Below are 4,343 nucleotides of genomic sequence, written 5' to 3' on the forward strand. Positions count from 1 at the left end.
GCCTCCTCGCCCACGGCAACCCCGCCCCCTACGCCGGCACCGTCCGCCTGCCCGGGCACGGCGTCGAGATCGCCACCGCCTCACCCGAGCTCTACCTGCGCCGCACCGGCCGCACCGTCTCCTCCGGCCCGATCAAGGGCACCGGTCGCACCGAGGACGACCTCCTCGACAAGGACCACGCCGAGAACGTGATGATCGTCGACCTGGTCCGCAACGACCTCGGCCGGGTCTGCGCGACCGGCAGCGTCACCGTCCCCGACCTCTGCGCCGTCGAGAAGCACCCCGGCCTGGTCCACCTGGTCTCCACCGTCGAGGGCACCCTGCGCGACGGAGCCGGCTGGCCCGAGCTCCTCGCCGCCACCTTCCCGCCCGGCTCCGTCACCGGCGCCCCCAAGTCCAGCGCCCTGCGGATCATCGAGGCCCTGGAGACCGCCCCGCGCGGCCCGTACTGCGGCGCCGTCGGCTGGGTCGACGCCGACCGCGGCGAGGCCGAACTCGCCGTCGGCATCCGCACGTTCTGGATCGACCGGGCGGACCCCGGCGCGCCCGTCCTGCGCTTCGGCACCGGCGCCGGCATCACCTGGGGCTCCGACCCCGAGCGGGAATGGGCCGAAACCGAGCTGAAGGCCGCCCGCCTCGTCGCGATAGCGTCGGGTGGCGAACCCGGTGGCGAATCCGGCACCGGATCCGACCCGACCGGGGCCTGCGCCCCCACCGCCTAGGAGCAGCACCCGATGCACAACCGCACCACGAGCTGGGTCAACGGCTCCCTCGTCGACTCCGCCGACGCGGCCGTCTCGGTCCTCGACCACGGCCTCACCACCGGCGACGGCGTCTTCGAGACCCTGAAGACGGTCGACGGCCGGGCCTTCGCGGTCACCCGCCACCTGGACCGGCTCACCCGCTCCGCCCGCGGCCTCGGCCTGGCCGACCCCGATCACGACCTGGTCCGCGAGGCCTGCGCCCAGGTCCTCGCCGCCAACCCCGCGCCGCTCGGCCGCCTGCGCGTCACCTACACCGGCGGCAACGGCCCGCTCAGCTCCGAGCGCGGCACCGCCGGCCCCACCCTGGTCGTCGCCCTCAGCGCGATCGGCCACCGCCCCGACGAGACCGCCGTCGCCGTCGTCCCCTGGCGCCGCAACGAGCACAGCGCCGTCGCAGGCCTCAAGACCACCTCGTACGCCGAGAACGTCGTCGCCCTGGCCGCCGCCCACCGCGCCGGCGCCTCCGAGGCCCTGCTCGCCAACACCGCGGGACGGCTCTGCGAGGGCACCGGATCCAACGTCTTCGTGGTCCTCGGCGGCCGCCTGCTCACCCCCGCCCTCGCCTCCGGCTGCCTGGCCGGCATCACCCGGCAGCTCGTCGTCGACTGGTGCGGCGCCGAGGAGGCCGACCTGCCGCTCAGCGCCCTCCAGGACGCCGAGGAGGTCTTCCTGACCTCCACCACCCGCGACGTCCAGGCCGTCACCCGCGTCGACGACCGCGAACTGCCCGGCATCGGCCCCGTCACCGCCAAGGCCATGGCCGTCTTCACCGAGCGCAGCGGCGACGACCTCGACCCGTGATCCCCGCCCGGGAGAGCAGCCCGGAAGAACGCCGGGGAAGCGCACCGGCCGCGTGGATAACCCCCCGTGCAACGGGAAGGGACCACCACATGACCACCACGCTGCGCCCCGAGGGCCCGGAGACACCCACCGCGGCCGGCGGCCGCACCAGACGCTGGCTGATCCTCGCGAACGGCCACCCGGTCGGCGCGCTGCGCACCACCGCCGACCCGCAGGGCGATCAACTCTGGGGCCGGATATCCGAGTTGGAGATCACCGAGGGGCGCGGCCGGGGTCGGGGAACGTTCGGCGGGCTGGCCGCCGAGGAGGTGCTGCGCACCTGGGGCTGCACCCGGGTCGACGTCGGCGTCCCGGAGCCGGCCGCGGCGGCCCGGGGGCTCGCCGTGACGCTCGGGTACACCGAGCGGGCCCTGGCCATGTCCAAGCGGTTGACAGTCGCCTCGGACCTGCCCGCGGGGCTGAGCGTGCGCCCGTTCGACCGGAGGGCCGAGATCCGGGACTGGTTCGACCGGTCCGTGCAGGACTACGTCCGCGTGATGGTGGCTTCCGGCCTCACCGAGGAACAGGCCCGCGCCCGCTCGGGCGGCGGGCCGCAGAACCCGGCCGCGCCGGACCCGGAGACCCCGGGCATGGTCCTGCGCCGCCTGTACGGCGCCGACGGCGGGGAGGAGCCGTACGGCCTGCTCTGGCTGCAGCCGCGCCTGCGCGACCTGCCGGACGGCGAACCGCTCGCCTGGGTGATGAAGGTCGAGGTGTCCCCGGCCCACCAGGGCCGGGGACACGGACGCACGCTGATGCTGCTCGCCGAACGCGAGTGCCTGGCCGCCGGGGTGCGGAACCTCGGCCTCAACGTCTTCTCCGGCAACGAGGTCGCCATCCGGCTCTACACCTCGCTCGGCTACCGGGTCACCGAGCGCCTCTACGGCAAGCAGCTGTGACCCGGCGTGTCGTCAGGAAGCCTTCGCCGCCTCGATGACGGCCACGATCCGCTCGCGCAGCCCGTCCTGGCTCTTGCCGCCGTCGAGGCGCTGCCCGCCGATCACGTACGTCGGCGTGCCGGTGACCCCGATCGCCTTGCCCTCGGCCTGGTCGGCGTCGACGGTCAGCATGTGCCGGCCGTCGATCAGCGCGGTGTCCACCTCGTCGACGTCCGCCCCGACCTCCCGGGCCACGTCCAGCAGCACCTGCTGCCCGCGCGCGTCCAGCTCCGCGGTACGGGCCAGCAGCGCCTCGACGAACGGCCAGCCCAGCCCCTGCGCGAACGCCTCCTCGGCCGCTTCCGCGGCGGCGTAGGCGTGCTTGTGCTTCTCCAGCGGGAAGTGCCGCACCTCCACGGGCAGCGCGTCGCCGTACTGCGCGCGCAGCGCCCGTACGTCGTCCAGCGCGGTGTGGCAGTCCGGGCACTGGAGGTCGCACCAGAACTCGAGGCGGGGGAGGGAACCATCGATCATTCCCCCAGTGTTCCACTAGTGGGCGCCCGCTCCGGCCGGAGGTGCGCCCGAGGGCGGACCGAGAGGAAGGCACCGATGACCAGGACGACCGGACACGAAGGAGCGGCACCGTGCTGAGCGCGGCGATCAGCTTCGTCCTCACCGCGGGCGGGGTGGCCTTCGCCGGGCTGCGGGCCTACCGGCGGCGCTTCCTGTCGGCGACCCGCTGGTTCGCGGTGGCCCTGCTGCCCGCCGGGCTCTACCTGACCGGCCTGTTCCCGCTGGCGAGCACGATCGGCCGGGAGTTCGCCGACTGGGCGACCAGGCTGGTCCTCGACCCGCGGGTGTGGACCGGCATCGCGCTGCTCGGCGTCTCGGCGGTGCTGCTGGTCACCACCCGCTGGGTGGGCCGCCGGGGCGCCGGGGCGGTGGAGAGCGCCCCGGAGCGCCCGGCCGCGGCCGGGCCGGCGCCCGAGCGTCCGGCGGTGGCGCCGACGCCCAGGGCCCCGAAGAAGTCGGCCGCGGGCAAGCGGGAGGACGGCCTCGGCGACTTCGCCGACATCGAGGAGATCCTCCGCAAGCGCGGCATCTGAACGGGAGGACCGGCCGGTCAGGCGGAGGGGACGGCCTCCGCCGACCGCTGCCGCGCCCGGTAGGCGGCGACGTGCAGCCGGTTGCCGCAGGTGCGGCTGTCGCAGTAGCGCCGCGAGCGGTTCCGGGAGAGGTCCACGAAGACCCGCGCGCAGTCCGGCGCCTCGCAGCGGCGCAGCCGCTCCCGCTCGCCCGCCATGAGGATGAGGGCCAGCGCCATGCCCAGCTCGGCCGCCAGGTGGTCGTCGAGGGCGGCGTGCGGCGCGAAGTAGTGGATGTGCCAGTCGTGGTCGTCGTGGTTGGTCAGCCGGGGCGTCGTCCCGGCGGCCGCGACGATGGAGTTGACCAGCTCCGCGGCCTGCGCGGTGGACTCCGTCGCGAACACCTCGCGCAGCCGGGTGCGCAGCTCGTGCACCCGCCGGAGGTCGTCCTCGGTCAGCGAGTCGATCTCGCTGATCTCCCGGCGGACCACGAAGGCGTCCAGCGCGGCGACGTCCGGCAGCCGCTCGGCGCCGCACACCTCGGGTGCGGTGTTGAGCAGCTCCACGAGGAGGCTCAGCGCGCACTCGGTGTCATGGGTGATCAGCACGTTGGGGGCTCCTCGCGCAGGGGACTCCGATACCCCGCGTCCACGGTTACCCCAGACCATACCGGGCCTTGTGCCGGTAGGGCGGCGCCTTCTTTCGAAGATGCGTGCGCAGTCCGACAAGGCGTCCGAAACCGGGCGCCGCCGGGGCCGGCCGGCCCCCGAACCGGC

The 4,343-nt window shown here is 74.7% G+C and carries 6 protein-coding genes; 4 read left to right on the top strand and 2 right to left on the bottom strand.

Going from position 1 to position 4,343, the window contains the following annotated elements; translation table 11 throughout:
* The 3 genes from ACIQOV_RS29595 to ACIQOV_RS29605 form a co-directional block, all read left to right on the top strand.
* Positions 1–722: chorismate-binding protein (locus ACIQOV_RS29595; protein ID WP_401053632.1), on the top strand; the 722-nt coding region annotated here is incomplete at its 5' end.
* Positions 723–734: 12 nt separating this feature from the next.
* Positions 735–1,565, top strand: coding sequence for an aminotransferase class IV (locus tag ACIQOV_RS29600; RefSeq protein ID WP_387691897.1), 831 nt, complete (start codon positions 735–737; stop codon positions 1,563–1,565).
* A gap of 89 nt (positions 1,566–1,654) precedes the next feature.
* Positions 1,655–2,503: a GNAT family N-acetyltransferase gene (locus ACIQOV_RS29605; protein ID WP_401053633.1), complete on the top strand. Its 849-nt coding sequence runs from the start codon at positions 1,655–1,657 to the stop codon at positions 2,501–2,503.
* 12 nt (positions 2,504–2,515) lie between these two features.
* Here the strand turns inward: ACIQOV_RS29605 and ACIQOV_RS29610 are convergent, their stop codons facing one another.
* Positions 2,516–3,016: a DsbA family protein gene (locus ACIQOV_RS29610; RefSeq protein WP_380359240.1), complete on the bottom strand. Its 501-nt coding sequence runs from the start codon at positions 3,014–3,016 to the stop codon at positions 2,516–2,518.
* A 110-nt stretch (positions 3,017–3,126) separates the two neighbouring features.
* Here ACIQOV_RS29610 and ACIQOV_RS29615 point away from each other — a divergent pair, with 110 nt between their 5' ends.
* The gene (locus ACIQOV_RS29615) at positions 3,127–3,588 is read left to right on the top strand and encodes a hypothetical protein (RefSeq protein WP_401053635.1); all 462 of its coding nucleotides are present in this window, start codon (positions 3,127–3,129) and stop codon (positions 3,586–3,588) included.
* A gap of 17 nt (positions 3,589–3,605) precedes the next feature.
* Here the strand turns inward: ACIQOV_RS29615 and ACIQOV_RS29620 are convergent, their stop codons facing one another.
* The gene (locus ACIQOV_RS29620) at positions 3,606–4,175 is read right to left on the bottom strand and encodes a CGNR zinc finger domain-containing protein (protein ID WP_401053637.1); all 570 of its coding nucleotides are present in this window, start codon (positions 4,173–4,175) and stop codon (positions 3,606–3,608) included.
* Between the last annotated feature and the right edge of the window lie 168 nt (positions 4,176–4,343).

The organism is Kitasatospora sp. NPDC091257 (assembly GCF_044757675.1).
GTDB lineage: Bacteria > Actinomycetota > Actinomycetes > Streptomycetales > Streptomycetaceae > Kitasatospora > Kitasatospora lactacystinica.